At 39.5% G+C, this 26,295-nt stretch carries 22 protein-coding genes and 2 pseudogenes; 3 read left to right on the top strand and 21 right to left on the bottom strand.

The window, feature by feature from the left end:
* Window positions 1-6: 6 nt before the first annotated feature.
* Genes aroC through RYK12_RS01265 form a run of 5 tightly spaced genes read right to left on the bottom strand, consistent with a single transcriptional unit; the run spans window position 7 to window position 4,950 of the window.
* Window positions 7-1,173: a chorismate synthase gene (aroC, locus tag RYK12_RS01245; protein ID WP_314846520.1), complete on the bottom strand. Its 1,167-nt coding sequence runs from the start codon at window positions 1,171-1,173 to the stop codon at window positions 7-9.
* Between the two features lie 9 nt (window positions 1,174-1,182).
* Window positions 1,183-2,250: a 3-dehydroquinate synthase gene (aroB, locus tag RYK12_RS01250; protein ID WP_314846521.1), complete on the bottom strand. Its 1,068-nt coding sequence runs from the start codon at window positions 2,248-2,250 to the stop codon at window positions 1,183-1,185.
* A gap of 18 nt (window positions 2,251-2,268) precedes the next feature.
* Window positions 2,269-3,123, bottom strand: a complete 855-nt coding sequence (locus RYK12_RS01255; RefSeq protein WP_314846522.1) for a shikimate dehydrogenase — start codon at window positions 3,121-3,123, stop codon at window positions 2,269-2,271.
* On the bottom strand, window positions 3,113-3,790 hold the full coding sequence (gene aroD / locus RYK12_RS01260; protein ID WP_314846524.1) for a type I 3-dehydroquinate dehydratase: 678 nt from the start codon (window positions 3,788-3,790) through the stop codon (window positions 3,113-3,115). The genes RYK12_RS01255 and aroD overlap by 11 nt, the downstream gene beginning before the upstream one ends.
* Window positions 3,787-4,950 carry a class I SAM-dependent rRNA methyltransferase gene (locus tag RYK12_RS01265; RefSeq protein ID WP_314846525.1) on the bottom strand — a complete coding sequence of 388 codons (1,164 nt, stop codon included), beginning with the start codon at window positions 4,948-4,950 and terminating at the stop codon, window positions 3,787-3,789. Before RYK12_RS01265 ends, aroD begins: the two co-directional genes overlap by 4 nt.
* A gap of 149 nt (window positions 4,951-5,099) precedes the next feature.
* Here RYK12_RS01265 and RYK12_RS01270 point away from each other — a divergent pair, with 149 nt between their 5' ends.
* The gene (locus RYK12_RS01270; RefSeq protein WP_314846596.1) at window positions 5,100-7,217 is read left to right on the top strand and encodes an LTA synthase family protein; all 2,118 of its coding nucleotides are present in this window, start codon (window positions 5,100-5,102) and stop codon (window positions 7,215-7,217) included.
* Window positions 7,218-7,353: 136 nt separating this feature from the next.
* On the opposite strand, the gene RYK12_RS01275 is transcribed toward RYK12_RS01270, so the two are convergent.
* From RYK12_RS01275 to RYK12_RS01300, 6 genes are read right to left on the bottom strand one after another with little or no spacing between them, the layout of a single operon-like run.
* Window positions 7,354-7,542, bottom strand: coding sequence for a hypothetical protein (locus RYK12_RS01275; protein WP_314846598.1), 189 nt, complete (start codon window positions 7,540-7,542; stop codon window positions 7,354-7,356).
* Window positions 7,542-8,720, bottom strand: a complete 1,179-nt coding sequence (locus RYK12_RS01280) for an AAA family ATPase (RefSeq protein WP_314846526.1) — start codon at window positions 8,718-8,720, stop codon at window positions 7,542-7,544. The genes RYK12_RS01275 and RYK12_RS01280 overlap by 1 nt, the downstream gene beginning before the upstream one ends.
* Window positions 8,704-9,924, bottom strand: coding sequence for a hypothetical protein (locus RYK12_RS01285; RefSeq protein WP_314846528.1), 1,221 nt, complete (start codon window positions 9,922-9,924; stop codon window positions 8,704-8,706). Before RYK12_RS01285 ends, RYK12_RS01280 begins: the two co-directional genes overlap by 17 nt.
* Window positions 9,925-9,972: 48 nt before the next feature.
* Window positions 9,973-10,881, bottom strand: a complete 909-nt coding sequence (locus tag RYK12_RS01290) for a type II restriction endonuclease (protein ID WP_314846530.1) — start codon at window positions 10,879-10,881, stop codon at window positions 9,973-9,975.
* Window positions 10,878-11,690 carry a site-specific DNA-methyltransferase gene (locus RYK12_RS01295; RefSeq protein WP_150922569.1) on the bottom strand — a complete coding sequence of 271 codons (813 nt, stop codon included), beginning with the start codon at window positions 11,688-11,690 and terminating at the stop codon, window positions 10,878-10,880. The genes RYK12_RS01290 and RYK12_RS01295 overlap by 4 nt, the downstream gene beginning before the upstream one ends.
* Window positions 11,680-12,534 carry a DNA adenine methylase gene (locus RYK12_RS01300; protein WP_314846531.1) on the bottom strand — a complete coding sequence of 285 codons (855 nt, stop codon included), beginning with the start codon at window positions 12,532-12,534 and terminating at the stop codon, window positions 11,680-11,682. Before RYK12_RS01300 ends, RYK12_RS01295 begins: the two co-directional genes overlap by 11 nt.
* A 293-nt stretch (window positions 12,535-12,827) precedes the next feature.
* Here RYK12_RS01300 and RYK12_RS01305 point away from each other — a divergent pair, with 293 nt between their 5' ends.
* Window positions 12,828-13,019 carry a DUF4368 domain-containing protein gene (locus RYK12_RS01305; RefSeq protein ID WP_150922567.1) on the top strand — a complete coding sequence of 64 codons (192 nt, stop codon included), beginning with the start codon at window positions 12,828-12,830 and terminating at the stop codon, window positions 13,017-13,019.
* 89 nt (window positions 13,020-13,108) lie between these two features.
* Here the strand turns inward: RYK12_RS01305 and RYK12_RS01310 are convergent, their stop codons facing one another.
* Window positions 13,109-14,743, bottom strand: a complete 1,635-nt coding sequence (locus tag RYK12_RS01310) for a hypothetical protein (RefSeq protein WP_314846533.1) — start codon at window positions 14,741-14,743, stop codon at window positions 13,109-13,111.
* Window positions 14,724-15,473: an ABC transporter ATP-binding protein gene (locus RYK12_RS01315; protein WP_314846534.1), complete on the bottom strand. Its 750-nt coding sequence runs from the start codon at window positions 15,471-15,473 to the stop codon at window positions 14,724-14,726. Before RYK12_RS01315 ends, RYK12_RS01310 begins: the two co-directional genes overlap by 20 nt.
* Before the next feature lie 177 nt (window positions 15,474-15,650).
* Between RYK12_RS01315 and RYK12_RS01320 the strand changes: the two genes are divergently transcribed.
* Entirely contained in the window at window positions 15,651-17,105 is a 1,455-nt protein-coding gene (locus tag RYK12_RS01320) for an alpha-amylase (RefSeq protein WP_314846535.1), read from the top strand.
* A 239-nt stretch (window positions 17,106-17,344) separates the two neighbouring features.
* Here the strand turns inward: RYK12_RS01320 and alaS are convergent.
* The 8 genes and pseudogenes from alaS to RYK12_RS01360 all read right to left on the bottom strand — a co-directional run bounded on the left by alaS (window position 17,345) and on the right by RYK12_RS01360 (window position 26,196).
* Window positions 17,345-19,963, bottom strand: a pseudogene (gene alaS, locus RYK12_RS01325) (alanine--tRNA ligase).
* A 21-nt stretch (window positions 19,964-19,984) separates the two neighbouring features.
* Window positions 19,985-20,470: an LURP-one-related/scramblase family protein gene (locus RYK12_RS01330; RefSeq protein WP_314846537.1), complete on the bottom strand. Its 486-nt coding sequence runs from the start codon at window positions 20,468-20,470 to the stop codon at window positions 19,985-19,987.
* Window positions 20,471-20,903: 433 nt separating this feature from the next.
* A complete protein-coding gene (locus RYK12_RS01335; RefSeq protein ID WP_049542878.1) occupies window positions 20,904-21,524 on the bottom strand; it encodes a tetratricopeptide repeat protein in 621 nt (206 codons plus the stop codon).
* 98 nt (window positions 21,525-21,622) lie between these two features.
* Window positions 21,623-22,075: pseudogene (locus tag RYK12_RS10160) on the bottom strand (helix-turn-helix domain-containing protein).
* Window positions 22,076-22,414: 339 nt separating this feature from the next.
* A complete protein-coding gene (locus RYK12_RS01345; protein ID WP_314846541.1) occupies window positions 22,415-23,485 on the bottom strand; it encodes an ABC transporter substrate-binding protein in 1,071 nt (356 codons plus the stop codon).
* Window positions 23,482-24,255 carry an ABC transporter permease gene (locus RYK12_RS01350; protein ID WP_225742032.1) on the bottom strand — a complete coding sequence of 258 codons (774 nt, stop codon included), beginning with the start codon at window positions 24,253-24,255 and terminating at the stop codon, window positions 23,482-23,484. Before RYK12_RS01350 ends, RYK12_RS01345 begins: the two co-directional genes overlap by 4 nt.
* Complete coding sequence (locus tag RYK12_RS01355; protein WP_000753801.1) at window positions 24,252-25,058, bottom strand: ABC transporter permease; 807 nt, start codon at window positions 25,056-25,058, stop codon at window positions 24,252-24,254. The genes RYK12_RS01350 and RYK12_RS01355 overlap by 4 nt, the downstream gene beginning before the upstream one ends.
* Window positions 25,039-26,196, bottom strand: a complete 1,158-nt coding sequence (locus tag RYK12_RS01360; protein WP_000742895.1) for an ABC transporter ATP-binding protein — start codon at window positions 26,194-26,196, stop codon at window positions 25,039-25,041. The genes RYK12_RS01355 and RYK12_RS01360 overlap by 20 nt, the downstream gene beginning before the upstream one ends.
* Window positions 26,197-26,295: the final 99 nt, after the last annotated feature.

The raw sequence follows: 26,295 nt of genomic DNA on the forward strand, positions 1-26,295 counted from the left end.
AACTCCTTAATAGTTCTTTGTATAGTCTCGGTGTTTGGCTACCGCTTCTTTTAATTCCTCTAGATTGTCTGATGAGAATTTTTCAAGGATTTCTTGTGCCAGAACCGTTGCCACAACAGCTTCCATGACCACTCCTGCAGCTGGAAGAGCGGTCGGATCACTTCTCTCAACAGTTGCCTTATAGGGTTCATGGGTTTCGATATCCACACTCATAAGTGGTTTGTAGAGAGTAGGAATGGGCTTCATGACGCCACGAACAACGATGGGTTGCCCATTGGTCATACCACCTTCAAAGCCACCTAGATTATTGGTACGGCGAGTATAGCCGTCTTCTTCAGACCAGAGAATTTCATCCATGACTTGGCTGCCTTTACGATAACCAGCTTCAAAGCCAAGACCAAATTCCACCCCTTTAAAGGCATTGATAGAGACAACAGCTTGGGCCAATCTTGCATCCAATTTTCTGTCCCATTGGACATAGGAACCAAGACCAACTGGAACACCTCCAACAACTGTCTCCACAACCCCACCTATTGTATCACCGTCACGCTTGATTTGGTCAATATAGTCCTTGATTTCCTGTTCCCTTTCTTGGTTGACAATAGAAACTTCAGACTGGGCAGCTCGTTCCTTAATCTCAGCAACTGTGAGATTCTCAGGAACATCGATTTCCTTGCCACCAAAGACCACGACATGGTTGGCAATCTCCATATCCAGCTCAGCCAAGAGGCGTTTGGCTACTGCACCAACTGCTACCCGCATGGTGGTTTCACGAGCTGATGAACGTTCTAAAGAATTTCGCAAATCGTCAAAACGGTACTTGATCCCCCCAACCAAATCGGCATGTCCTGGGCGAGGATGGGTGATTTTTCGTTTGCTTTTAAGTCGCTCTTCAATGTCTTCCGCAGACATGATATCCAGCCATTTTTGGTGGTCCTTATTGATGACATCCATGGTAATGGGAGCCCCAGTCGTCTTCCTATGGCGAACACCCGAAGTAAAGACAACCTGGTCACTCTCAATCTTCATACGACCGCCACGACCGTAGCCACCCTGACGGCGTTTAAGGTCCTCATTGATATCCTCAGCTGTCAAAGGAAGTCCAGCTGGAATTCCTTCAATGATAGCCGTCAGACGGGGGCCGTGTGATTCTCCTGCAGTTAAATATCTCATACACTCTCCTTATTTTACCAAGTAGTCTTTCATCTCTTCCAGAGAAACTGGGTGAATGGTCGCTGAACCGAGCTCTGGTACCAAGACCAATTTCAAGGTATTGCCACGCGCCTTCTTATCATGAGTCAAAGCCTGATAAAGCTTGTTAACATCCCAGTTTTCATAATCAACAGGCAAGCCAAATTTCTGACACATCTCTGTAATAGACTGGGTTATTCCTTCTGGCATGAGACCTTTTTCCTCAGCAACCTTGGAAATCTGTACCATGCCCATGGCCACAGCTTCTCCATGCATGACCTTACCATAACCGGCAGTTGCTTCAATGGCATGGCCAATAGTGTGGCCAAAATTGAGGTAAAGGCGTACACCATTGTCCAACTCATCCTCAACCACCATCTTGCGCTTGACCTGACAAGAATGCTCAATCAAAGTCTCTGCATGTTCCAAAATGCTCTCTACAGTACCATCTAGCTCCATCAAGAGAGCCCAAAGTACTGGGTCCTCAATCAAGCCATACTTGATAACCTCACCCATCCCTTCAATCAACTCTCTTTTTCCGAGCGTTTCAAGGACAAGCGGGTCAATCAGAACCCCGTCTGGTTGGGCAAAGGTCCCCACCATATTCTTAGCAAATGGAGTATTAACACCCGTCTTTCCACCGATAGACGAATCCACCTGGGCTGTCAAGCTAGTCGGAATCTGAACAAAGTGAATACCCCGCATATAGGTAGAGGCTACAAAACCAGCCAGGTCCCCAACGACACCACCTCCGAGAGCCACGATTCCATCGCTACGAGTCAACCCCTGCTTAACTAGAAATTCATAGACTTTCTGGACAGTGGTTAAATTCTTTCTTTCTTCACCTTCTAAAAAGTCAAAAACAGCTACCTGAAAACCAGCATCTTCTAGGCTGAGCTTGACCTTCTCTGCATAAAGAGAAGCTACATGGTTATCTGTCACAATGACTACCTTTTGTGGTTGCCAGAGTTCTCGCAACCATTGACCAGCCTGAGCCAGACAACCTTTTTCAATCTGAATATCATAAGGATGATGAGGAATATCGATTCTGATTTTCATAGGAGAGTCTCCTTTTCTTTATTGGTATTTTTCTGTTAAGGACTGCCAAATCTCTTCTGTTGGCATTTCCTTTCCTGTCCACAGTTGAAAAGCTTCTGCAGCTTGATAGAGCAACATTCCCAGACCATTGACAACTGGATTCCCCTGACTTCTAGCCCATTTCAAAAATGGTGTTTCAAAGGGTTGGTAAATGATATCTGCTACTAAAAGAGTTTCTGGTAAGACTATGCTTTCTGGAACTGGAGAGGATTGACCATCCATCCCTACACTAGTTGCATTGACCAGTAAATCCGACTCAGCAATCCTTGCTTGCAGTTCAGAAACATCTTCTAAAGCATACAAGTCCACCTTAAAGCTTGTCTGCTCCTGTAACTTGTCTAGGTAAGGTCTTGTTTTTTCCATAGAAACTGAACGAACAAAGACAGAAATCTGACTGACGCCATCCAAAATAGCCTGTGCTATAATGGATTTAGCCGCACCACCTGCACCCAGCAGAGTCATCTTTTTACCTGAAATTGTAAAAGAAGGCAAGCTCTTAAAAAATCCCTTGCCATCTGTATTATATCCAATTAAATTGCCATTCTCATTGACAACCGTATTGACCGCACCAATCAAGCGTGCTTCATCGCTCAGCTCATCCAAATAAGGAATCACCTGCTCCTTATAGGGCATGGAAAGGTTGATACCAAACATCTGGTAGCGACGAATATTGGTCACTGTTTCTGCCAAATCACCCGCTTCAATCTCCCAAGCCACGTAAGCACCATTGGTAGCTGTCGCCTCAAAGGCACTATTGTGAATGAAGGGTGAAATAGAATGCTTAATAGGATTGGCAACAACTGCAGCTAAACGTGTATAGCCATCAAGCTTCATCCAAAATCTCCCTGATTTTTTTCATGCTAGCTAGAGAAATCTGACCAGGAGCACTAGCTTCATCCAGACTGGCAAAAGACCAACTCGAACCCGTCACATCCGCAGTGATACGAGAGACCTTGCCCACCTTGCCCATAGAAATGGTCACATATTCCTGCTCAGGATTGAGGGTTTTAAAACCTCGTGTATAGTTCATCAAGTCTAAGACATCCTGCTCCGTGTGAGCCATCACCGCAACCTTGACAAGTTTTGGATTTAAGCTCGTCAACTCTGACAAGATTTCCATCATATTTTCAGGTGTTTCTTGGAAATTGTGGTAACTCAAAACAAGATTTGGGAAGTCCAGCATTTCCTCAAAAACATCCTTGTAGCTAAAATACTCAAAATCAATATAGTCTGGTTGATAGAGTTGCGCAACTTCCTTGATTAGATGGATATATTCTTCTGGAGAAAGGTCGATTTCTCCCCCCTCAGAACGAGTTCGCAGCGTGAAGACCAACTCACGACCTGCGAATTTTTCAAAAATAGCTGGAGCCACCTGCAAAATCGCTTCCTTAGGCAGATAGTCGGCACGCCATTCAATGATGTCGGCATCTAGGTACCTCGTGACATCCAGAGCCTGGACCTCCTCTAAACTTCTTGGCATTACTGAAACAATTAATTTCATTTACTAACCTTCATACTAATCACCTTGAGGTAATTACTACTTTCATCTTTTTTATTATAGGCAAAATCTGCTGGAAGACCGTATTTATTTAAAATCTGGTAACTTCTTCCTGCAAAGCCTTTATCAATTTGTTCTGTAAATTTCTGGCGGGATACATTGGCAGCATTGGTGCTGGCAATAATAATACCGCCCGGATTTAAAATCTCAAGACTTTGGGATATCAACTTATGATAATCCTTGGCCACAGAGAAAGTTTGTTTTTTGTTCCGAGCAAAGCTAGGCGGATCTAGGACAATCACATCATAGGTCAAGCCTTTTCGCTTAGCATACTTGAAATACTCAAAAACATCCATGACTATAAAACGATGGTCGTCTGTGCTGATTCCATTGGCCTGAAAATGCGCTTGAGACAATTCTCGTGAACGTTTAGCTAGGTCAACCGAAGTAGTCTGGCTTGCTCCTCCCATAGCCGCAGCCACTGAAAAGGCTGCTGTGTAGGAAAACATATTGAGCAAGGATTTACCCATAGCCAATCCATCCACTAAACTACCGCGAACTTCATGCTGGTCTAGGAAAATCCCTGTCATCAAGCCATCGTTCATAAAGACTTGATACAGAACACCATTTTCCAAAACAGTGAAAAAGTCAGGTGCTTCTTGACCATAAACATGGGCAGATTCATAGTCCAAACCCTTAAAACGGATCTTCTCATATGCTCCTAACACCTCAGGAAAAACCTGTCTAAAAGCTTCTGAGATAACCTTGCGAATCTGATAAACATAAGAGTTATACCAAGAAAAGGCAGCATAGTCGCCATAAAGGTCCACTGTCAGACCACCAAAGCCATCTCCCTCTTGGTTGAAGAGACGAAAGGCAGTAGTCAAATCATCTTGATAGTAGGCACTTCTCTTTTCTTTAGCTTGTCTAAACAGCGTTTCAAAGAAAGCTTGATTAAAGGTCACCTTGTCTGTGCTCACAAACCAGCCCAAGCCCTTGTTTTGCTGAGAAAGGTAGGCAGTCCCAAGAAAGGTTCCTTCCTGACTCTGGACTTCTACTTCCTGATCCTTGAGATTGATATTCTCAAGATCGCTGGCTTCTAGTAAAACTAGCCCCTTTGAAAGCTTTTTTTCAACCCGTTTGTTGACTCTTATTCTATTCATAGTCACTATTATAGCAAATTTTGTGACAATTCTCAAAAAAGAAACTACCCTTGCTTTTTTACTCTAGTTTTAAAAAATGGTATACTAATACTAATAAAAACTTAGGAAGTAATTGTGTGAGAATCAATTTTAACAAAATCCAAAAAGCCATGGGTACCAGACTGGGTTTTGTCCTAACCCTTTTAATCCTCTATTGGCTCAAAACCTTATTAGCCTATACCGTTGACTTTAATTTAGATATTCAAGTGGGCAAGCTGCAAGGGAATTACCTTGCCTTTATCGCTTTTTTCAATCCCCTTCCCTTGGGATTGCTCCTGCTGGCTCTAGCCCTCTATGCTCGGTCAACCAAGATCTTTTATGGCCTGAGTATAGCTATTTATAGCCTTTTGTTCATTTGGCTTTATTCCAATATCTTTTACTATCGAGAATTTAGTGACTTTATCACGGCCAATACCATGAAAGTGGTCAGCAAGGTATCTGTTGGTACTGCGGAACTAGAGTTACTGCGCTTTTGGGATTTTATCTATTTTATGGATTTCCCACTGCTGGCTTATCTTCTCTATAAAAAGATCATCCAGCTGGACAGGAGACCTTTCAAATTCCGCTCCAGTGTTGCTATCACTGCTCTCTCAGCCCTGCTCTTTTCTGCTAATCTTTTCTTGGCTGAAATCGAACGTCCCGATCTCCTATCGCGAGGATTTTCTAATTATTATATTGTTCGTGCTCTTAGTTTGCCAGCCTTTTTAGGTTATAGTGCCAACCAATCCTACAGCGCCAACAAAGAACGTGCTAAGGCCTCTGAGACCGACCTTCAACCTATTACAGACTATATTCAAGAACATTCTGCTAAGCCCAATCCAGACTATTTTGGCCTTGCCAAAGGGAAAAATGTGATTTATCTCCACTTGGAGAGTTTCCAGCAATTCCTGCTTGACTATAAACTCAACATAGATGGAACTGATCATGAAGTCACTCCCTTCCTCAATTCCCTCTACCATTCGCAAGCAACCCTAGCCTTTTCTAATATCTTTAACCAAGTCAAGGCTGGTAAGACCTCAGATGCGGAAACCATGCTGGAGACTGGTTTGTTTGGGCTTGACCAAGGTTCCTTTATGGTCAATTACGGTGGTACCAATACCCAGCAGGCAGCTCCTTTTATCCTATCAAAAAACGGCTATCAATCGAGTGCCGTCTTTCACGGTAATATCGGGACCTTCTGGAATCGAAATACGACCTATAAACAATGGGGCTACCAATACTTCTTTGATGCTTCCTATTTTACCAAGCAAGACAGTAGCAATTCTTTCCAATATGGTTTAAATGATAAAATCATGATGAAAGATTCTATCCAATATCTAGAGCACTTGCAGCAGCCTTTTTATGCTAAGTATATCACGGTGTCCAATCACTATCCCTATGCTAGCAATCTGACAAGCGATGAGCTTGGTTTCCCACTGGCTAAAACCAAAGATGAAACCATCAATGGCTACTTCCAAACAGCCAACTATCTGGATAGTTCTATCAAGGCCTTCTTTGACTATCTCAAAGAAAGTGGCCTCTATGAAAAATCCATCATCGTCATCTACGGAGACCATTATGGTATTTCCAACTCCCGAAATCCTGAGCTGGCACCCTTGATTGGAAAGACTTCTGAGAACTGGTCTAATTACGACAATGCCATGTTGCAACGAGTGCCTTTTATGGTGGTCATGCCTGGCTATGAAAAAGGACAAATCATCAATACCTACGGTGGACAAATCGATATCTTACCGACTCTCGAACACCTCCTTGGTATCGAATCCAATTCCTTCCTTCAAGTTGGACAAGACCTCTTGTCTCCAGATCATCAAGAAATCGTTGCCTTTCGAACTGCTAATTCTTTCGTCACACCAAAATACACCAGCTACGACGGACGAACCTACTATACTGAGAGCGGTCTTGAAGTCAGTAATCTTGATGAACAAGCTCAGACTGAACTAGAAATCGTTCGGCAGGCAGCCAACCAACAGCTAAAAATCAGCGACCAGATTCAAACTGGTGATTTGATACGTTTCTACCAAGCAGATCATCTTGGAAAAGTTGATACAGAAAGTATTTCTTACCTCAATTCCTTACCAATTCTACAAAAGATTGAGCAGGAAAAAGCTAGTCAATCAACTAGCCTCTTTAGCCAACGACAAGGTAAAACCAGTACTGACCTTTTCAAGGCACCAAGTTACAAAGAACTCCACCCCGAGTCTGTAGAAACCGAATCAAAATCACAATAAAAGGGAATTGGGCAATAACCCAATTCCAAGAGAAAATGGAGTCAATCTTCCCATAAATAAAACGCATAATATCAAGTTTTTATACACCTGATATTATGCGTTTTCCTGATTTTAAAGACTTTTGCTCAGTCTATTATTACAAACTAAATATACTATCAATAAATAATATTATAGAAGCAACAATAATTAAAATTTCACCTATTTGAATAATTCTATTTCGAAATCTAAATATATTTTCTATCAAAAATACTTGGATCACACACATTATAGGAATTAAAGTTTTTGAAATTGAGAAGTATCCAAATAAATATGATTTCGATACTATTAAGACCGTTTATCTAGCTTCTTCTCTCTAAAGTCTTTTGTAATTATATCCTGAAGAAGTCTCTTAATATGACGCAAATTATCCTCTGACGATAATTTTAATATTTTCTCCATCAATTCTTCGGTAACTTTATAAGAAACTTTAAAATACTCAGTCAGTTTATTCACTAGAATATTGGTTTCTACTTTGATAAATAATTGTTTTTCCTCAATACTTGGAATTTGGAAATCGCTAGTTAAATCAAATCTAGACTTAAGTGAATTGGGAATATGCTGAGTAAAATATTCTGGAGTCATATTAGAAGTAAAAATAATCATATAACCACTTAAATCATGAACAATCCCATGCCTATCTGTAAAACTACCATCTTCTAGAAGCTCGTAAAAGAAGTTGAATACAGATGGTGTTGCTTTTTCAAATTCGTCAATCAAAATAATTTTAGATTTTGATGAATTAATTTTTTTAATTAACTCACCACCTTCATCGCTTCCGATGTATCCAAGCGGAGAGCCAATCAAACTATTTAACACTCCCTCCGTTGAGTAATTTCCGAAGTTAATTTTGATGAGCTCTCCATTTGGATAGAGTGATTTTGATAAGATTTTCGCAAATTCTGTTTTTCCAATTCCAGATTCGCCTATCAGAAATACGGAAAAAATCTTTCGAACACTAATTTTTTCTAGTAATTTATAATTTTCATACTTCTTTACAAAATCAGCCTTAAATAAGCTGTGACCAACTAGTTTATCAACAGCCTTTTGTACTTTATCGTTAATTTCATTAACACTATAATCTTTCGCTACCTCATCAAGATTAAGTTTTTGAACTTTTGGATTAGCAAAATCTTCGTTTATAGCTGTTTCATCAAACAACAACGGCAACTCTTTTAACATAATTTCATATTTTGATTTATTCAACCAAAAAATAGGGGAGTTGAATGCCCTATCTAGTAAATGGAATATTTTACCGATATACAGGCTATTGTACGCGCTTGGATTCATTAAAGCAGATAAATCTATAACCAAATTATTAAAAGGGTATACCTCGCTACAAATATCTTCTAATTCAACGAGATTAGTAAAATCGTAAGATAAGATATGGGTAATATCAATCTTTTTGTTCTCTGAAAAGTTAGCCTTTAAATCATCAATTCTTGTTGGGTCATATAGGTAAATCATCTTTTTTCCCCACATTGATTTTTTGAACAACCGCAATGACATCTATTAAGTGGTACTCTCCATCTAGTTTTTTATAATTGAAATCGAACTCAAACTCAGATTTATCAATAGAACTAGATTCTGGAATTGAAGATTTTTGAATAATATCTTTTACAATTTTCGCTGTATTATTTTTATTAGCTTGCTCACTCATGAACTCTAAAAATTTCGTTGACATCGTATCGACTTCTGAAAAATTAATTTTGCCTCGGTCTATTCCTACTAAACAAAGTTGACCAAGCTGGAAGTCACTATGTCTATATCCATTTTCAAAGCCTTCAATTTCTCCGTAAGGAAAACGAACTAAGAAATTTTCCTCACCTATCTTAAAACCATAGTCAATCGTATAATCAGTCAAAAAAGTAGAAAGTAAGTTTGACATGTTTAGCTCAATCCCTTCTGTAGTAGGATTATCTAGTTTGCTAGACTGTAAAACTTGTAGAATAAGAGGGATATCCTGCGCATTTACAGGAGTCAGTGAAATGTTGTCAAATTTTACCAGATCCCCGGGTTTTGAACTTCTAATTTGAAAAGTTTTAGCCATTTCATAGACTTTTCTAAAAATAGTAGATTTAGTATTTTTAATTTCGAAACTCTCACTAATCTTACTTCCCGTGATTAATTCATGACTATTTTCATAACTAGATGGTAAACTATTTTTCGTACCAACTTTAAAGGAATTTTTATTATTCGTAGTATTACTGTTTTCTTTTTGAATTGTTGTTTTTACAGTATTATCAATCAAAGTAGCAATCTCGTAAGATTTCGCCGAATTTATATAAACTAAATTAAAATAATCTGAGTTTAATTTTGGAGTAACTTTTTCTCTGTCGCTCTTGTTAATAGAATCTATACGCCAACTCACAGAAATTAATATCACACTAATTATTAGCAGTATATTCGGGTCAATATTGACTAAAGTAATTAGACATCTCAATAATGGTCGAATTAATACATAAAATATTGCTATAAGTAAAAATTCATCTTTATTCTTATCTTCAAAAAAGTAGAAAAGCATTATCGTAGATAATGAAAAAATCAATTCATATTGTGAATAAGGCTGTAAAATATTAATTCTAAATAACCAACTAACTACAGTTAGTATAGCTGATGTATATAAAATAATTCTACGATAATTCATTCCTAAGAAAAATTTTTTTATCAATCAACACCTCGCGTTCTTCTAGATTTTTCTAAAACCTAATTTATAATATTATTTTTGAAATAGTTCAGACAAAAAATCTTCTTTTAGCATACACAAATTGAATACATTTGTGATATGATTAAAAGCTTCTGAAAGTGGTAAATGAGCGGTTTTCCAACCTTGTCCATCTGTAACCCACACAAATTCTACATTATCGTTCGAAGTTATTACAAATTGGCTCAATTCCGTAAACTCGCCAGCTACAGCCTTAAGTTTGCTGCCTCCGCCACCGTAGTAATTTGTTTCAATTAGCCAAACTTTATGTTTCTTTTTGGAATATACTACCACATCGAAACGTCGTTCAGACTTATCAACAGGAACTATAATATTCCATTTCTCTTTGATAAATGGAGCTGTAGCTTGAGCTTTCCATTCTAATTCTAATTCGTTTGCTATTTTATCAATATGACGTTCTAAAATACCTTCCATAGTTGTTCCACTACGGTTTTTTCTAGCATTGCTATCCAATCCAGCTTCCACCCCATAAACATAATCCACTAACGAACGGTTAGCGTTGTTTTGAAGGAAATTCAATAATCCAGATTTTTCAGTAAAATCAACATACTCCTTAATCTTGTTAGTATCAATTTTCGAAAAATTGAGTCGCTCAAAACTCATATTATCTTGCTCATCGATAGAAAGAATATCTAAAATTTTATCACGGCTAGCAATTAAACTTGGAATTGCCCTAAGTAGGTCGGGTTGTTTAGTGAACAGAGATAGAGCTTCGTTATAAATAGAATCTTTACTTATCAGGTAGTTAAGGGTGTTTAGCTCTAACTCAAACTGTTTAGTCTCACGATTAACCTTCTCCCAATTGACATAATATTCAGGTGTACGATTTGTTACAGATAAACTTGATAAAAATTCTTTAAGTCTTTCTTCTGACGATAATTCTAGATAATCATTTAGTTTCATAATATCCCCTCGTTTCTTTCCTTTTCTAATCTTGTCTTGGCTATTTTTAAGTAATCTTTTTCTGCGTCAATTCCTATAAATTTTCTACCTAATCTTTTAGCAACCACACCTGTCGTTCCACTACCAACGAAAGGATCCAGAATATAATCATCTTCTTGAGTGGAAGCTAGAATAATTCGTTCCAGCAAATATTCAGGTTTCTGCGTAGGATGCTTACCAGCCCATTTCTCAGTTTGCTTTGTGAGCGGACCAGTCCAGACATCTTTCATTTGTTTACCATCATTTATTTCTTTCATCAAGTCATAGTTGTAATAGTGACGAGCTTTTTTATCAGCTTTCCTAGCCCAAAGAATGGTTTCGGTAGAATGCGTAAAATATCGACAAGAAAGATTTGGAGCTGGATTAGTTTTTTGCCAAGTAATATTATTAAGAATCTTAAATCCTTCTTGTTCTAAAGCCATTCCAACCGAATAAATATTATGAAAACTACCTGAAATCCAAATTGTGCCATTAGGTTTTAAGACTTTTTTAGCAAGATTTATCCAACGTCGGTTGAAATCATGTTTTTCTTCTAACGAAGATATTTTATCCCAATCACCTTTATCAACTGATACTACTTGACCTCCTGAGTTAGAGAAACCTCCATTACTCAAAAAATAAGGCGGATCTGCGAAAATCATGTCCATACTTTCAGGTTTCATTTTCGAAAGGAACTCAAAAGTATCGGCATGTACAAGAATTGATTTGTTTTTATTATAGTATGGCTTTGTCATTAAAACACCTCCATACTTATATTCGTTATTTATCATAGTTGGTTACAATAATCTCATCAATTTTTCCACGACTTGAAGATTTAGCTCCATTAGTCCGGGTAGCAGAGACTTTATGTATTTTAAAATCTTTATACAACTCTCCAACTAATGGGCTAGAAGAATTCGATAACATAACGTAGGCGCCTTTTTCATCTAGCTTTTTAAAAGTGTCTCTCAAACGAACTTGGTCTTCGTAAGAGAATCCCTCGTGTGTATAAGAAGTAAAAGAGCTTGTCTCAGAAAGTGGAATGTAGGGTGGGTCAAAGTAAACAAAGTCCCCAGCTTCAACATCTTTAACGGCTTCTTCAAAATCTCCATTTAAAATATGAATAGTGTTCTCATTTAAATATTGAGAAATAGATACAATCAAATCTGAATCTACAATTTGGGGATTTTTATAGCGACCATACGGGACATTAAACTGATTTTTTGAATTTACACGGTATAATCCATTAAAATTTACACGTAGCATATACATAATGCGAGCAGCTCTCTCAACATTATTCATTTTTTCAATTCTGCTGTCCCTATCAGCAGAACGCAAGTTCAAATAGTATTCCTTCGAATTGCTTTCCTTGTGCTTAGATAACGATTTAATTAGCTCAGAAGGATTATCTTTAATTTGTTGATAACAATTGATTAATTCACTATTAAAATCATTTATGATCGCATCTTTAGGAGCAAGTTCAAAAAACAAAGCTCCACCACCAACAAACGGCTCAAAATAACGATTATAAGATTCTGGCATAAGAGATTTGATTACGGAAAGAAGCTGACGCTTTCCACCAGTCCATTTTGTAAAAGGGCGTAAAGCCTGCTTACTATTAAGTATTGATTTCATACCTACAATTATACCACATATCACCACTGAATTAAATCAGTTAAAGTCAACTCAATACCTCAACATTTACAACTGAAATCTTAACACTAGACTCAGATAACTTCTCTCTATAGCTATTCGCTAGCTCTCTAAAAAATTCATCATCTGTTTCAATATCTAAAATCTCTATCAGAGCCTTGGCGGTGTCGGTTAAATGAAAAGCACTATATTCAAATGTTAGAATATCGTTGGAATCAGTCGTAAAAGTTAAAACTAAATTGTCATTTTGAAAACCAGACAGTATCTCTAAGTTTATGGCGAGAATTTCCAAATATACAGAACTTCCAGAACTAACCGTTGAAATCATAAATGAGCTGATTGATAAGATTGTGATACAAAAACCAACAGGAACGAAACGCAATCGAATCATTCAGATAGATATTTACTACAATTTCATCGGAAAACTAAACAACGAAAAAAGCGAGCCGGATAATCTGACTCGCTAATATTACCTAATCACTAAACTGCTGGGTGTCAGGTTACCTTTGGAGGAGCATTTCTTTTTAAAAATTTATCAATCAAGCGACCAACTATCTCATCTTTTTTTTATTTCTGCCAATATGTGTGACAGGTAGTAATGATAGCCAAAAATAGCAAGACCAAGCAGGAGGATAAGAGCTCCTACTCCCAAGCTGATGGCAAGAACAGAGGAGAGAGACTGAACCAAGAATATGCTTCCGATTACAAGAGCCATCAGGATTGCACTATAAATTAAGAGTAAAACAATTTTGACTATACCATTTGAACGGTTCACCAAGTCCGTAATGCTACTCCAATTGGTTGACAGATTTTTCACGTCCTTAAGGTAATGGTGGCAAGAAAGGATGACACTGGCAAGGATCCAGACTACAAGAAGATAAATCATCGAAAGGATGGGCAAGCCTAGATATAGAGAAAGGCCAAGTAAAGTCAGAACTGGTAAAAAGGACTGGACAGCAAATATAATCCAAAATTTCACTTTCACATAACGAACAAAGTCAAAGGGCAAACTCTTAAGAAAATCAACATTTTCCCTCTCCAAGGACAAGGCAATTGAATGCAGGCTGGTGATATTGTTATTGACAACTGCTATAAACAATCCTATAAAAAACAAGGGTAACCAGTATGGAGGATGAATATCTGGAACTATCTGAGAATCTCGGATGTTGGAAATTAGACCGATCATCATGAGATAAGGAAGGAAAGCACTTGTAAAAAGCACTGTAATCACGCCAGTCCCCTGTCCCAAGAGGGTGAGGTGGTAGCGTAAAACCATACGGAAAAATCCCTTTTTAGTAGTTGAAATTCTCTCCTTACTGCGACGTTCTTTCTTGACCTTCTCCTCACTGTTAAGCAGAATCACGTCATAAAAACGAGGAAAAACCTTCTTTTTGCTCAAGTAAAGCAAGAAGAGAGTTAGTCCTATCCAAGCGAGCAGACCCAGGATGGCTTCTGTCGAAAAAGGCTCCACTGCTATTTTGTAAAAGAGATGAATAGGATAAAGGAGAAATGGAATGTCTCTAACTTTATCGACAATACGTCCAGAAGTTGACTGTAGAAAGAAGACAAATATTAAAGGTATGAGAACTCCTATCCCAATCATCACATTCGAAAAAATAGACTGATACTTTCTGAAGACCCTAGTCTGAGCCAAGAAATGTACTGCCACTACCATCACTAAAGTAACAGAGACAAATAATAAGGTCAAGGACAGTAGCATCAAAGGCAAGCCTAGCCAAAGAGAAGGTGCTAGCCTAATATAGAGGACTAGAAAATAAGCTAGGATTGGTACAATTCCAGGCAGAGCTGGCAAGAGGACAGACAGTCCTTTAGCGATTATAATCTCTGATTCTTTAAAGGCATATGGCCTATAGGAGACCAGGTCCTTACTCTCATAAAAGACATTGTAAAAAGCTGTTAAAGAAGTTGAAAAGGCAATCACTAGTAAAATAGCAACCATGAAGCTAAAATAAACAGGCCTTTCCTCAAAAGGAAAATGAATGGCTATATTTATAAACATGATGAGCATCAAGAGACTGGAAAAAATGTAAGAACCTAGGACTCTAGCGGAAACATTTACTTTTTTCCCAGGATTTTTAGCTTGCTTCTTTCGTAGGTTAGCCAGATTAGCTTCTTGAGATGAATAGAGGATATTGATATCAACTAATTTTCTAATGACCTTGAGACGCATCTGAAACCTCCTCTTTTCTACCAGCAAGGCTAAGGTAGATACTTTCCAAAGACTGGTCTGGGTGGTCTTTTCTCAAGTCCTCTACGCTACCACAATAGATCAAATGCCCCTTTTTTAAAATGGCAATCCGATCACAAACTTGCTCAGCTACCTCTAGGACATGAGTTGAAAACAAAACTGTCTTGCCTTTTTGTGCATGTTCCTTCATCATTTGCTTTAAATCAAAGGCAGCCTGAGGATCCAAACCAGTCAAGGGTTCGTCCAAGACCCAAATATCGGGATCAGACAAGAGTGCTCCGATGACAAAGACTTTCTGACGCATTCCGTGAGAGAGGGTTTCAATGACCTGATAACGATTTTCAGCAAAATCAAAAACGCTCAATAGCCTAGCTAGACTAGCCTCCAAGTCAGAGCTAGTCAGATCATAAGAGGAGGCGATTAATTCCCAAAATTCATTGGCCGTTAAGCGTAAAAATAAGTCAGGCGAGTCTGCAACGTAACCAATCTTTCGTTTAATAGCCAAGCGATTTTCCGATAAATCTAAACCATCTACTAAAATCCGACCATCAGTGGGTGAAATAATACTGACTAAGGATTTTATGGTGGTCGATTTTCCAGCACCATTATGGCCAATCAAGCCCATAATCTCTCCATTTTCAATCTGCAGATTGAGATTGCTCAAGGCCTCTTTATCACCATACAACTTACTAACATTTTGAAATTCAATCATGAGAAATCTCCTCTCTTTATCTATGTAATTTATTATAATTATAGCGTTTTCATTTTAAAAATCAACATTTTATATAAAATAGTCAAAAACTTATTATTCAGTTTTACGCAAACGTTTGCGCTAACCGATACTTTATGATAGAATAAAGAACAAGATTGACAAGTAAGAGGAAACATCATGCAAAATCAAACACTTATGCAATACTTTGAATGGTATCTGCCCCACGACGGTCAGCACTGGACGCGTCTGGCTGAAGATGCTCCACACCTAGCTAATCTCGGTATCAGCCATGTCTGGATGCCACCAGCTTTTAAGGCAACCAATGAAAAAGATGTCGGCTATGGGGTCTATGATTTATTTGACCTAGGAGAGTTCAACCAAAAAGGAACTGTCCGCACCAAGTATGGTTTCAAAGAAGACTATCTTCAAGCCATTCAAGCACTAAAAGCACATGGGATCCAGCCTATGGCCGATGTGGTACTCAATCACAAGGCTGCTGCTGATCACATGGAAGCCTTTCAGGTCATCGAAGTAGATCCTGTAGACCGTACAGTTGAACTCGGAGAACCTTTCACCATCAATGGCTGGACTAGCTTTACCTTCGATGGTCGCCAAGATACCTATAATGACTTCCACTGGCACTGGTACCACTTCACCGGTACTGACTACGATGCCAAACGCCGTAAGTCTGGGATTTATCTGATTCAAGGAGACAACAAGGGCTGGGCTAACGAGGAATTGGTCGATAATGAAAACGGTAACTATGACTACCTCATGTATGCAGACCTAGACTTTAAACATCCTGAAGTCATCCAAAATATCTATGACTGGGCTGACTGGTTCATGGAAACGACTGGTGTAGCTGGTTTCCGCTTGGATGCCGTTAAACACATTGACTCTTTCTTCATGCGCAATTTTATCCGTGATATGAAGGAAAAATACGGTGAGGATTTCTATGTTTTTGGTGAATTTTGGAATCCTGACAAGGAAGCCAATCTGGACTATCTTGAAAAAACGGAAGAACGCTTTGACCTTGTCGATGTTCGTCTCCACCAGAATCTCTTTGAAGCCAGTCAAGCTGGCGCAAACTATGATCTTCGTGGTATTTTCACAGATAGCTTGGTTGAACTCAAACCTGACAAGGCTGTGACCTTTGTCGACAACCACGATACCCAACGTGGTCAGGCTCTTGAGTCTACTGTTGAAGAATGGTTCAAACCAGCAGCCTATACTCTCATTCTATTACGCCAAGACGGCCTTCCATGTGTCTTTTACGGAGACTACTATGGGATTTCAGGGCAGTATGCTCAACAAGATTTCAAAGAAGTCCTTGACCGCCTCCTAACCATCCGAAAAGATTTGGCCTATGGAGAACAAAATGACTACTTTGATGATCCAAACTGTATTGGTTGGGTACGCTCAGGTGCTGAACATCAATCCCCAATCGCAGTCTTGATTTCAAATGACCAAGAAAACAGCAAATCAATGTTTGTCGGCCAAGAATGGGCTAACCAAACCTTTGTAGATTTACTTGAAAACCACCAAGGTCAAGTTACAATTGATGAGGAAGGTTATGGACAATTCCCAGTCTCAGCTGCTTCGGTAAGTGTCTGGGCAGCCAATACAATCTAATTTCCAATGATTATAAAGCCAGGTCCAAACAGATTTGGCTTTTTTGTAGTCAAAAAAGACCTACCCAAATGGATAGATCTTTATACTCAATGAAAATCAAAGAGCAAACTAGGAAGCTAGCCGCAGGTTGCTCAAAGCACTGCTTTGAGGTTGCAGATAAGACTGACGAAGTCAGTCACATATAAAATCCAAGGCGAAGCTGACGTTGTTTGAAGAGATTTTCGAAGAGTATTACTTGATTACAATTTACCTGCTACTGCATCCAACAATTCTTGGATCTTAGCTTGGTTGCTTCCTCCTGCCATGGCCATGTCTGGTTTACCACCACCACGTCCATCGACGATTGGTGCTAATTCTTTGACAAGGCTTCCTGCATGAAGGTCTTTTGTCTTGCTTGCTACAAGGACATTGACTTTGTCACCGATAGCAGCAACTAGGACAAGAAGATCAGAGTAGTCTTTTTGTTTCCAGTTATCTGCAAATGTACGAAGGGCACCAGCATCTGATACAGACACTTGGCTAGCGATATAACGGTGACCATTGACTTCCTTCACATCCTTGAAGATATCGCCTGCGGCTGCAGCTGCGGCTTTTTCTTTCAATTCAGCATTTTCTTTTTGAAGTTGACGAAGTTGTTCTTGAAGTCCTTCTACCTTGTGAGGTACTTCCTTGACTTGAGGTGCTTTCAAGGTTGCTGCGACAGCTTTAAGAGCATCTTCTTGTTCGCGGTAGGCTTCAAAGGCTTCCTTACCAGTCACTGCCAAGATACGGCGAGTTCCTGATCCAATCCCTTCTTCTTTGACAATCTTGAAGAGACCAATTTCAGAAGTGTTACCAACGTGGGTACCACCACAAAGCTCGATAGAGTAGTCACCGATAGTAACAACACGGACTTCTTTTCCGTATTTCTCACCAAAGAGGGCCATAGCCCCCATTTCTTTAGCAGTGTCAATATCCGTTTCAACTGTCTTCACTTCAAGAGCTTCCCAGATTTTTTCGTTGACTTGCTGCTCAATCGCACGCAATTCTTCTGCAGTTACTGCTTGGAAATGAGTAAAGTCAAAGCGAAGGAATTCAACTTCGTTAAGAGATCCTGCTTGTGTTGCGTGGTTTCCAAGGATATTATGAAGGGCAGCGTGAAGCAAGTGAGTCGCAGTGTGGTTTTTCATAACACGGTGACGACGATTAGTATCGATTGCCAATTTGTATTCTTGGTTCAAAGCAAGCGGTGCAAGGACGTCAACAATGTGAAGAGCTTGTCCGTTTGGTGCTTTTTGAACATTTGTCACAGTCGCCACAACTGAACCAGCCTCATCCAAGATTTGTCCATGGTCAGCTACCTGTCCGCCCATTTCAGCGTAGAATGGTGTTTCTGCAAAGATAAGAGAGGCAATTCCTTCTGACACAGCTTCTACTTCTGCATTGTCAGCCACAATAGCCACCAATTTAGAAGATAATTGGCTAGCATTGTAGTTGAAGACACTTTCTACAGTGATGTTTTGAAGGGTTTCATTTTGCATACCCATTGAGCCACCCTTGACAGCTGAGGCACGCGCGCGTTCTTGCTGTTCTTTCATGGCTGCTTCAAAACCTTCACGATCCACAGTCATCCCAGCTTCTTCAGCGATTTCTTCAGTCAATTCAACTGGGAATCCATAAGTGTCATAAAGTTTGAAGACATCTTAACCAGCAATAACAGATTGACCTTTTTCTTTCAAGTCTGCTACAATGCCTTGGGCAAAGTGTTGACCTGAGTGAAGGGTACGAGCAAATGATTCTTCTTCGCTCTTAACGATTTTTTCGATAAAGTCACGTTTTTCAAGCACTTCTGGGTAGTAGCTTTCCATGATTTTACCAACAGTTGGAACGAGTTTGTAAAGGAAAGGCTCGTTGATTCCCAATTTTTGACCATGCATAGAAGCACGACGGAGAAGACGACGAAGGACATAACCACGACCTTCATTTCCTGGAAGGGCACCATCACCGATAGCAAATGAAAGTGAACGGATGTGGTCAGCGATGACCTTAAAGCTCATGTTGTCGCCATCTTGGTCATAAACCTTACCAGACAATTTCTCCACTTCACGAATGATTGGCATAAAGAGGTCTGTCTCAAAGTTTGTCTTAGCCCCTTGGATAACCGCTACCAAACGCTCTAAACCAGCGCCCGTATCAATGTTCTTGTGTGGCAATTCCTTGTACTCGCTACGAGGAACAGCAGGGTCTGCGTTAAATTGTGACAAAACGATGTTCCAGATTTCGATGTAACGGTCGTTTTCGATATCTTCTGCAAGAAGACGAAGACCGATATTTTCTGGGTCAAAGGCTTCTCCACGGTCAAAGAAAATCTCTGTATCTGGTCCAGAAGGTCCTGCACCGATTTCCCAGAAGTTGTCCTCAATAGGAATCAAGTGACTTGGATCCACTCCCACTTCAATCCAGCGGTTATAAGAATCTTTATCATCTGGGTAGTAAGTCATGTAAAGTTTCTCAGCTGGGAAGTCAAACCATTCTGGACTGGTCAAAAGCTCATAAGCCCAAGTGATAGCTTCGTCACGGAAGTAATCTCCGATAGAGAAGTTCCCCAACATTTCAAACATGGTATGGTGACGTGCAGTCTTCCCTACGTTTTCAATATCGTTGGTACGGATAGCCTTTTGGGCATTGGTAATACGTGGATTTTCAGGGATGATGGTCCCGTCAAAGTATTTCTTAAGGGTTGCTACCCCAGAGTTGATCCACAAAAGTGTTGGGTCATTTACAGGAACCAAACTTACTGATGGTTCTACTGAGTGACCTTTGGTCGCCCAGAAGTCAAGCCACATTTGGCGTACTTGTGCACTAGATAGTTGTTTCATATTGTCTCCTTATTTACTTGTTTAATGTGATTGGCTTTCTAGCATTTCCACATAGTCAATCGCGACACAGAGGGAAATGACTAGATCTGCGTAAGCGTCCTCCAGAAGCGTTACGGTATAGGTAGAGGTCAGATGGAAGAGTTCCTTCTTAATTTCCGCAATCAGCTGATCTCGATCATCCAGCAATTTGAAATTCAAATCCCAGATATTGCCCTCGATACGAAGACCTAGATTATCAAACTCATACTTATCTCGCCAGAAGGTCAACTTCTTGCGAATGACAAAACTCGAGCCATCCCGAAGCTGAATCTCAAAACGAGGAAGCAAGGTCAAGATTTCTTTACTGATCTGACTGACTTGTTCACCATTAGCATCATAGATGGTAAAAGTTTTGGGAATCTTAAAAAATGATCCCTCTACCTGATAGGCGATTTCTCCCCTGTCATCCTTGATAGCGAAGCGTTCGCCTCCAAGGCGAAACTTTTGTTTGACAAGAAATGTTTTCATCAACACCTCCAAAAATCAAAAGACAAGCTCATATCACGAAGGGCGAAAAACCGCGGTACCACCTTCATTCAATGAACTTGTCATTCTCTTATTCTTATGCAATTGTATGATTGAGTAGCATGACTTCCTAGCTTAGATGGCTCGCAGCACCGCCATTTCTCTGGACTAAGACAACTGAAAATCAATTCTCAACTTTCTTATTATAACGTTTTTTTAAGTCTGCGTCAACTGGGAATCGTCTCCCTTGAATCAGATCAATTCCCTGTATCTTTAATTACTCTTTCAGGAGAACAAAATTAGCCAATATAATTGTTGATATTAAACAAATCCAAAATAACATATTACTCTCTCGCTTTAATATTATCTAGACTGTCAATTTCATATCTACATTTTTTAAGATAAAACAAACTAATAGCAAAATCTAAATGTCAAATCATTCATTAATCAATTCCTCAATTTCCTTTATCCCTTCAAACTCTCCAACACTTTCGAAAAGTTCTATAGCTCGTTTGAAATGTCTGTTGGATAATTCCGTATCTTTCAAGGCTAAATAGATTTCACCTAACCCTCTATAGCTACAAGCTTGAGAAATCACATCATCAGTCTCTAAAGATTGTTCCAATGACAGATTCATGAATGTAAGAGCCTCATCAAGATTGTTTAATTTAAATCTCACATAGCCCTGTTCGTAGTTATTCACAGCTTTCTTTAGATTATCATTTGGAAAATGCTCTTCAACTATCTTCTCTTCATCTTCAATAAGTTTTAAAGCCTTATGAAAATCCCCCTGATCTCTGTAGATCATAGCTAATTGATGTAAGCCAATGTGTTCTTTTTCTTTATCTTCATTTTGTTGCGCCAATAAAATGTATTTCTCAAAGATATGGGTACATGAAACATAGTCTTTTTCTGCTAACAATAAATATCCCATCAAATTTAAAAGACTAAAATCCGTACAGGTATCAATGGAAAAATCTTGTTCAACTAACTTTTTAGCTTCTGATATTTTTCCTTCCAGAAACAAGTTCCAAGCTGTATCAATTTTAGAGTCCATCTATTTCCCCCCTTCAACTACAAACAACCTTCATAAAATAGAATCACTCAACAAGAATATATTATTCTCTATCTATTGAGGATTAATCTTATAAACTATTAATCTGCATTAAAACAATCATAAACCTCTTTAAAGAGAGTCGGCAATATTCCTTGTTCTTCTTTGTCTAAATTATATTCAGAAACTAGCTCATCCATATATTCAAATACAGTGAAATGTTTTTTTATTCCATTCATAACAAGCGCAAATTTCAAATCATTAAGTTCAGTTTTATTAAACTCTTTTAACTTCTTCACATCAATTCTAGTGATTGGATGAGAAATACCATCTAGAGTACTGTAAATCGTTTTTCCTAGTAAATAATCTGTCGTGGTATCGAATAATTTTGCTAATTTGACAACGGCGTCTAAATTAAGCTCTAAAGTTCCATTCTTCCAACGAGAATAAGTACCTTGTTATCCACCAATCATCTCAGAAATTTGTATCTGAGTTAACTTCTTGATCTTTTTCAGTTTCTTAAGACGATCTCCAAAAGAATCATTATTAAACATTGTATCCTCTTAAATATTCTAAACGGTATAAAACGGAATTATTCCATAAGGAATATTTATTTGAAGATTAAAGATTCTATTGAGAATATTATAGCATAAAAGGAGGTAAAAGCGTATGTAGCTAGTAGTCAATTTAAAAAATTTTAATGAAGGAGGTAGAATTCAACAAATAAAAAAATCTTGAAACAAATGCGCCGTTATTTCACTTATCACTATTTTTATCCTCAATTTTCATATTACTAAGCACAGCAACTAAAATAGAAAAAGATATGGCTGTAAAAACTGACTTATATTAAAAAACGAACCAGCTTGACTGATCCGTTTTCTTACATCTATCTTCTACTTCCGATACATTTTAAACTGTAGGAAGAAGTCGCTATATTTGCCTGTCCATTTATGGTCAAATTTCTCATAAACTTCTAGGTGTTTCATGGTTTCAGCATCTGGATAGAAGGCTTTGTCTTCTTTTTTCTCCTCTGGGAGTAATTCCTTAGCTGGTAGGTTTGGTGTTGAATAGCCGACATACTCTGCATTTTTAAGAGCATTTTCAGGTTTCAACATAAAGTTGATAAAGGCATAGGCTGCATCTTGGTTTTTGACTGTTTTTGGTATAACCATATTGTCAAACCAAAGGTTGCTGGCCTCAGTTGGTACCACATAGCGTAGATTTTCGTTTTTTTCCAGCATTTGACTGGCTTCTCCTGAGAAGGTCACACCGATGGCAGCGTTGTTCTGAATCATGTAGCCCTTCATCTCGTCCGCCACAATAGCCTTGATATTTGGAGTCAATTTGTAGAGTTTGTCTACTGTCTCTTCCAACTGCTGGGTATCCTTGGAGTTGAGGCTGTAGCCGAGGGAATTGAGTCCTAGTCCCAGCACCTCACGCGCCCCATCAAAGAGCATGATCGAGTTTTTATACTCTGGCTTCCAGAGATCATCCCAATGCTCAGGCGCTTCATCGACCATGGTTTCATTGTAGACAATTCCCAAGGTTCCCCAGAAGTAAGGAATGGAGAATTTATTGCCTGGGTCAAAGGACTGGTTGAGGAACTCTGGCCCGATATTTTCGATTCCTTCAAGTTTTGAATAATCAAGCGGAACTAAGAGGTCTTCGTCCTTCATCTTGTTGATCATGTATTCACTTGGGATAGCAATATCGTAGGTCGTTCCACCCTGCTTAATCTTGGTATACATGGCTTCGTTGGAGTCAAAGGTCTCATACTGGACTTGGATGCCTGTTTCTTCTGTGAATTGCTCCAAGAGTTCTGGATCGATATAATCCCCCCAGTTATAGATAACCAATTTTTGACTATCTCGACTATTGATTTTACTATCTAGATGCGTTGCAATTCCCCATAAGACCAGGATAATGGCTACGATTCCTGCTAAAAATGAATAGAGTTTTTTCATGCTTGCTCCTCCTTCTCGCGTGAGATAAAGTAATATCCAACCACTAGGATAATACTAAAGAGAAAGACAAGGGCAGACAGGGCATTGATTTCTAGTGAAATCCCCTTACGAGCACGAGAGTAAATCTCGACTGACAGGGTTGAAAAGCCATTTCCCGTTACAAAGAAGGTCACGGCAAAATCATCTAGCGAATAGGTAAAGGCCATGAAGTAACCTGCAATGATAGACGGAGTCAGGTAAGGAAGCATGATTTCCTTGAACATCTGAAATTGACTGGCACCAAGGTCATAGGCCGCATGAATCATGTCACCGTTCATTTCCTTGAGTCGAGGCAAGACCATCAAGACCACGATAGGAATGGAGAAGGCCACGTGACTAGATAGAACGGTCAAAAAGCCAAGTGAAAACTTGAGTTGAGTAAAGAGAATCAAGAAGCTGGCACCAATCATAACATCAGGCGCAACCATGAGGATATTATTGAGAGAAAGAAAGGCTTCTTGGTATTTCTTACGAGACTGGTAGATGTAAATGGCACCAAAAGTCCCGATAATGGTCGCAATCAAGGCTGACAGGAAGGCCAAGAAAAAGGTCTGAGTCACAATCAACATAAGGCGACCATCGCCAAACATAGTTTTAAAATGGCTCAAGCTAAAGCCTGTAAAGCTATTCATGTCATTGCCTGCGTTAAAGGCATAGCCAATCAGGTAAAAGATTGGCAGGTAGAGGACAAGAAAGACCAGTCCCAGATAAATGTTGGCAAATTTTTTCATCGTTCTCTCCTTTCCTTGGTCACCCACATGGTGATGAACATGGTCAGAATGAGAATCACACCGATGGTAGAACCCATACCGTAGTTGTCATTTGTCAGGAAGTTCTGCTCAATAGCCGTTCCCAGCGTAATAACGCGGTTCCCACCAATCAAACGGGTCAGCATGAAGAGACTCAAGCTTGGAATAAAGACAGATTGAACCCCACTTCTCACTCCGTTCATAGACAGAGGGAAGATGACATGGCGGAAGGTCTCCCACTTGGTCGCACCAAGGTCATAGCTGGCATTGATGAGATTGTTATCCATATCGTCCAAGACATTGAAAATGGGCAAAATCATAAAGGGAAGCTCGATGTAGCTTGCGACAAAGATAAAGGAGAAATCGGTAAAGAGCAACTGCTGTGAACCGATTCCGATAAATTCCAAGAATTGGTTAATAGAGCCATTCTGACCAAAAATCCCAATAAAGGCATAGGCCTTAAGAAGAAGGTTGATCCAGGTGGGCAGAATAATCAGCATAAGCCATAGTTGACGGTGCTTGAGACGGGTCAAAAATAGGGCTGTTGGATAGCTGATAAGGAGGGTTACAAAGGTCACAATTCCTGCATAGAGTACAGAGTTGAAACTCATTTTTAGGTAGGTCAAGTTTTGTGACGCAAAGTAAGATTTATAGTTTTCTAAACTGAACTGGCCTTCGATGTTGAAAAAGGATTGACCGAAAATCAAGACCAAGGGTGCCAAGACAAAGAGGGCAATCCAAAGCATGTAGGGCACTACAAAGAGTTTAGAGCTTGTTTTCTTCATCTCTTTCCTCCTCGATTGCATTGATCAGACCTGCTTCTTGCTCTTCGATTTCTACGTATTCTTCGATACGGGCATCGAACTCTTCTTCGGTTTCGTTGAGACGCATGATATGGATGTCTTCTGGTTCAAAGTCCAGACCGATTTCCTCACCAACGATGGCCTTACGAGTTGAGTGGATCATCCATTCATTCCCAAGCTCGTCATAGGCGATAATTTCATAGTGAACTCCACGGAAGAGCTGGGTATCGACCTTAACTTGGAGCTTGCCTTCTTCAGGAAGAGTAATGCGCAAGTCCTCTGGACGAATAACAACCTCAACAGGCTCATTTGGCTTCATCCCGCCATCGACCGCTTCAAAGCGTTTGCCGTTAAACTCAACTAAGTAGTCCTCAATCATGGTTCCTGGCAAGATATTTGACTCACCGATAAAGGTGGCAACAAAGTGGTTAATCGGCTCATCGTAGATATCTACTGGTGTTCCAGACTGGACAATCTCGCCATCATTCATAACGAAAATCCAGTCACTCATGGCAAGTGCTTCTTCCTGATCGTGAGTAACAAAAACAAAGGTGATTCCCAATCGTTGTTGCAGTTCACGCAGTTCGTACTGCATATCTGTTCTTAATTTCAAGTCCAGCGCTGACAGAGGCTCGTCCAGCAAAACCACACGGGGTTGGTTGATGATGGCACGGGCAATAGCCACACGCTGACGTTGTCCTCCAGAGAGTTTACGGATGGAACGTTTTTCGTAACCTTCCAACTGAACCATCTTGAGAACTTCCGCTACGCGTTTCTCGATTTCTTTCTTGTCAATTTTACGCAAGCGGAGCGGAAAGGCAACATTTTCAAACACATTCATATGTGGAAACAAGGCATAGGATTGGAAGACTGTATGGACGTCTCGCTTGTTGGTTGGGATGTCGTTGATACGGACACCGTCCAGTAAAATATCTCCTGTCGTCGCATCCAGTAAACCTGCGATGATGTTAAGGATAGTTGATTTCCCTGAACCAGATGCGCCTAGAAGGGTATAGAATTTCCCTTCTTCCAACTCAAAGTTGATGTCTTTGAGAACCTTGGTGTTGCTGTCTTCAAAAACTTTAGAGACGTTTTTGAATTCAATAATTGGTTTTTTCAATTGTCATTTATTCCTTCTTTTTCATAGATTAACAGATCAGGTCTCTGTCAGGCCGCTACTACCTCGTGTAGGAGATTGAACTGCCTACATTCTTCTGCA

Source organism: uncultured Streptococcus sp. (assembly GCF_963518475.1).
Lineage (GTDB): Bacteria > Bacillota > Bacilli > Lactobacillales > Streptococcaceae > Streptococcus.